The organism is Nostoc sp. (assembly GCF_041747015.1).
Classification (GTDB): domain Bacteria; phylum Cyanobacteriota; class Cyanobacteriia; order Cyanobacteriales; family Nostocaceae; genus Nostoc.
In genome coordinates this window covers 1-4,459 of record NZ_JBGTFY010000254.1, presented here as the reverse complement: position 1 = coordinate 4,459, position 4,459 = coordinate 1, and the positions used below count along the sequence as shown (strand labels likewise).

5 protein-coding genes are annotated in these 4,459 nt (G+C 44.8%); all 5 read right to left on the bottom strand.

Annotated elements, in window-relative coordinates:
- The coding region (modB, locus tag ACEW80_RS21040) for a molybdate ABC transporter permease subunit (protein ID WP_373528458.1) at positions 1-1,785 on the bottom strand (1,785 nt) is incomplete at its 3' end.
- Positions 1,786-1,818: 33 nt separating this feature from the next.
- Positions 1,819-2,613 (bottom strand): molybdate ABC transporter substrate-binding protein, encoded by a 795-nt coding sequence (gene modA, locus ACEW80_RS21035; RefSeq protein WP_373528457.1) that lies wholly within the window; start codon positions 2,611-2,613, stop codon positions 1,819-1,821.
- A 135-nt stretch (positions 2,614-2,748) separates the two neighbouring features.
- Entirely contained in the window at positions 2,749-3,009 is a 261-nt protein-coding gene (locus tag ACEW80_RS21030) for a MoaD/ThiS family protein (protein ID WP_373528456.1), read from the bottom strand.
- Positions 3,010-3,028: 19 nt separating this feature from the next.
- Positions 3,029-3,529 carry a molybdenum cofactor biosynthesis protein MoaE gene (locus ACEW80_RS21025; protein ID WP_373528455.1) on the bottom strand — a complete coding sequence of 167 codons (501 nt, stop codon included), beginning with the start codon at positions 3,527-3,529 and terminating at the stop codon, positions 3,029-3,031.
- A 39-nt stretch (positions 3,530-3,568) separates the two neighbouring features.
- Positions 3,569-4,459, bottom strand: an 891-nt coding sequence (locus ACEW80_RS21020; protein WP_373528454.1) for a GTP 3',8-cyclase MoaA, incomplete at its 5' end; no start/stop codon positions are given.

Below are 4,459 nucleotides of genomic sequence, written 5' to 3'. Positions count from 1 at the left end.
CGGCTCTAAACAAACGTACCAAGGATAAGGGCAGTCTTTCAGCACAGCCCACTTTTCTTTGAACACCTCCGCTTGCAAGTGGTAGTCACTGCGATCATGGGAAGGATGGTGCAGTTTCAGATACAGGGTCATTCGGTGAGGAGTTTCACTGGTTTGAACTAGCCAGCAAGGGAAGGTATTATCATGGTTTGAGTCATTTGGGAAAGTTAGCTGATGGGCGCGAATTCCTACATAGGTAAGATGGCTCGGCATCGGCTCAATGGTGCGGAGGGTGCAACCCCAATCAGCAGCTTCAAGTGTATAAGGCGAGACTACCTGAGCGCGAGAAAAGTTTTTGCATCCAGTAAGTTGGGCAATGCCTACTGTGTGGGGACGCTCGAAGATGCTTTCTTTAGAACCGTAAGTAGATATTTTGCCTTCCGAAAGTACCAAGAGGTTTTTGCAGACGCGATAGGCTTCTTCTAAATTGTGGGAGACAAACAAGCTGACACCTTGGTATGTGGAAAGAGTCTCAATTAGATACTTTTCTAACTGGCTACGCAAGTGCGTGTCTAAAGCAGAAAACGGTTCGTCAAGTAAGATTGCCTCTGGTTGGATAGCTAAAGCTCTAGCTAAGGCAACGCGCTGTTGCTGACCGCCAGATAGTTGTTGAGGATAGCGGTTTTCTAGTCCTGATAACTGCATAAGAGAAATTTGGGCGTTTATCCGCCGAGCGCGTTCTAGTTTGGGTAGTTGTTGCAAGCCAAAGCCAATGTTTTGAGACACGCTCAAGTGGGGAAACAGAGCGTAGTTCTGAAATAAAAAACCAATACGGCGAACGCCAGACGGCAAATTAATTCCCTGCTTTGAGTCAAATAACACTCGTCCATTTAAGACAATACGACCGTAACTAGGAGTTTCCAGCCCCGCGATACACCGGAGAATCATACTTTTCCCCGCACCCGAAGCCCCCAATAACCCCAAAGTGTCCGACTCGGCTGTAAACGACGTTTCTAGAGCAAAACTTTTCAGTTGCTTTTGTATATCTACCATCAGTCCCCTGCTATCGGTCGTTGATTTCAAAGGCAACCAATTAGGAGTAACGCTGCTGGACGCAAGCATTTCTCTCTTAGCACCAACAGCAAAAGAGTTAGGATAATCTGACCAGAAACTTACGGCGATAAGAACAGTTAGAGTTATAGCCAAAATTACCAGCACCCAGATAGAAGCTTGCTGCATATCGCCTGCTTCCACTGCAAAATAGATAGCAACTGGGATAGTCTGCGTTTGTCCTGGGATATTGCCAGCCAGCATCAAAGTGGCACCGAATTCACCCAAGGCACGAGCAAAAGTAAGAATGGTTCCAGCAACAATCCCTGGATAAGCTAAAGGTATGACAACTTGCCAGAAAATTGTTAATTCAGATGCTCCAAGGGTCCGCGCGGCTCGAAGCAAATTGGTGTCAACTTGGGAAAACGCTCCTTGTGCCGTTTTGTACATCAGTGGAAAGGCAACTACTGTGGCAGCGATGACCGTAGCCGACCACGAGAAAATGACTGTTACTCCCATTTGTGCTAACAACTGTCCAAGGAAACCGTTTCTGCCTAACAGTAACAGCAACAAAAATCCGACCACTGTTGGTGGCAAAACCAGGGGAGAAATCAACAGTCCTTCAATTAGACCTTTACCTTTACCGCGATAGTCAATCATCCACCGAGCAGCGGCAATTCCTAAAAAGAAGGCAATGATAGTAGCAGCAAAGGCTGATTTAAGAGATATCCATAGAGGCGATAAATCAAATCCCATTAATTTTTAGTTGGAATGGATTAATTGGAGATGTTATGTAGCTATACCGAAGCCGTATTTTTGAAACACTGCTCTTGCTTGGCTGCTAGATAAGAATTGGACAAAATTCCTGACAGCAGTAACATTTCTGCTACTCTTTAGGGCGGCGACTGGATAAACAATGGGTAAATGTAAATTGGACGGTGCTGTTGCTCCCACCGTCACAGAGGTTGATTCTTGGGCATCTGTGGTGTAAACGATTCCTGCATCGACATTACCTGTCTCAACGTAGGTCAATACCTGACGCACGTTGTTGCCGTAAATGAGTTTTAATTTGAGCAAGTGCAAAAGTTTTAAATTGGTAAGGAGTTCTTGAGCATATTGCCCCGCCGGGACGCTCCTTGGTTCGGCGATCGCAATTCGCCTCAGTTGAGAATTAGTCAAGTTTCTGAAGCTCGTTAAGGCGGGAGCATTTTTAGGCGTAATCAAGACAAGGCGGTTAGTCAGTAAGGTTTTCCGGGTCCCTGGAACTAGGAAGTTTTTTTGCTGCAAAGCATCCATTTGTTTACCAGCGGCAGAGAAAAACACATCAACGGGCGCTCCTTGTTCAATTTGCTGCTGCAAAGCACTGGAACTTGCAAAATTATAGGTAATATTAACGTTTGGATTGCCATTTTGGTAAATAGTTCTAATCTCTTGCATGGCATTGGTCAAACTAATGGCAGCCGATACTGTCAAAGGCGTGCGTTGGGCGCGGACTGGGAAAATTCTAATAGCGCTAAAGCTTACAGTAAAAACTACTGCTGTAGTTAGCCAAGTAATTAAGGTAATGATGCGTTTTCTTCTCATTAAAAATCACTTTTAAGTTTTTCAACTTTGACTATTGTTTGGCTTAAATTAAGGATTTTAACTACTAAACTTAAGTGCAGTGGTGCGCTCGTTACGAATAAATTAAGTAATCGCCGCATTAAAAGCCTGCCTTTGTTAGCCGCCACTAACTGGAGGAATCAGCACTATTTCATCTTCGTTTTGCAACACTGTACCTGGTTTGACGAACTGAAGATTAATGCCAAAGCGGGTAATTTTACGCCATTGTTCAAGGTTGGGATGTTCTGCAATCAGGCGATCGCACACATCTACTAAGGTAGCTCCTACAGGAAACTGTAACTTGAGTTCTGGAACTCTATAAGCTTCTTGGTAGACTGCAAATAGCTTCACGGTGACATTAACGGTACTTTCAGACATAACGGTTTTGCTCAAAATCTCAACAGTTAGCTCCATCATTTAGTTCACAGGCTCCAATACTGACCCAACTACTTGAGCCATCACTCCAGTGTTCCTTCTTCCAGATTGGGGCGTTGTGCTTGAGGGTGTCGATAGCGTACTGGCAAGCAGTAAATGCTTCAGACCGATGAGCGCAACCCACTGCCACAAGTACACTAATGTCTCCAACTAGAAGCCTACCTACTCGATGGTAGATCGTAACACGATTAATCTCAGCCCATGTTTTACGGATGTCAGATGCAATAAGTCGAAACACTTCAATTGCCATCGGCTCGTATGCTTGATACTCTAGCGCCATAACAGGTCTACCATTGGTGTTATTTCGTACCGTACCGCTCATCATGACGATAGCGCCGTTGGCAGGAGCGTCAGTTAGACCATAGACATCTTCAATAGAGAGTGGAGCAATAGAAATAGCAAAGGCATCATGAGGATGAGATCCACTCGCAGACGATAATCGAGGAATTAATTCAGTAGTCATTAGTTTTTGTTTACACCAGATAGGATTAAATGTTTAAATTCAACCGCCAATTTGAGACATTGTGCGGGTATAAGCACCCGAAGATGTTCCAGAGTTTTGTTGCTTGAAACTGATTTCAGGTTTAAGTCTTAATAGCTGTTGTACTTGCTCTTGCAAAATAGTAGGCTCAGTTCCATTACGCAGAGCGCTTTTCAAGTCAAATTGTCCCGTTTCATTCAGCAAACACGGTCGCAGCCAGCCATCAGCTGAGAGCCGCATCCGGTTACAGAATTCGCAAAAACACTCCGACATTTGGCTAATGAAGCCGAGCGTACCTTTTGCCCCTGGAATCTGAAATACGTCGGCTGGACCGTTGCCAAGAACTTGCGATTGGGTCAAACCAAAAGCATCGCCTATGCGCTGGCGTAATTCGGCTGAATCCACCCAACCTTTATTATCAAATAACTGAGCATTCCCAATTGGCATGAATTCAATAAACCGGATGTGCCATTGTCGATTAATTGTCAAGGCAGCTAAGTCTAAAACTTCATGGTCATTGACACCGGGAATCACTACTACATTCAGCTTCAGAGGGTTGAATCCCACCTTATAGGCTAGCTGAATACCTTCCCAAACTTGCTGCCAACGGGAACGACCGCGATTGCCGATAATAGAGTCAAAAGTTTCTGAATTGAGAGAGTCGAGGCTAATATTTATTCGCCGCAGTCCAGCCTCGTAAAGGTTTTGTGCCATCCCAGCCAGTAAAAAACCATTTGTAGTCATCGAAAGGTCTTGGGTTTGGGGGAAAGATGCGATCGCTCTTACTAATTCCACTACACTCGGACGCAGCAATGGTTCACCGCCAGTTAAGCGAAACCGCGTAAACCCCACAGGAATGAAAACATCTTGCATAAGAGTGAGTAATTCATCATCAGTTAACCAATCTTGCTG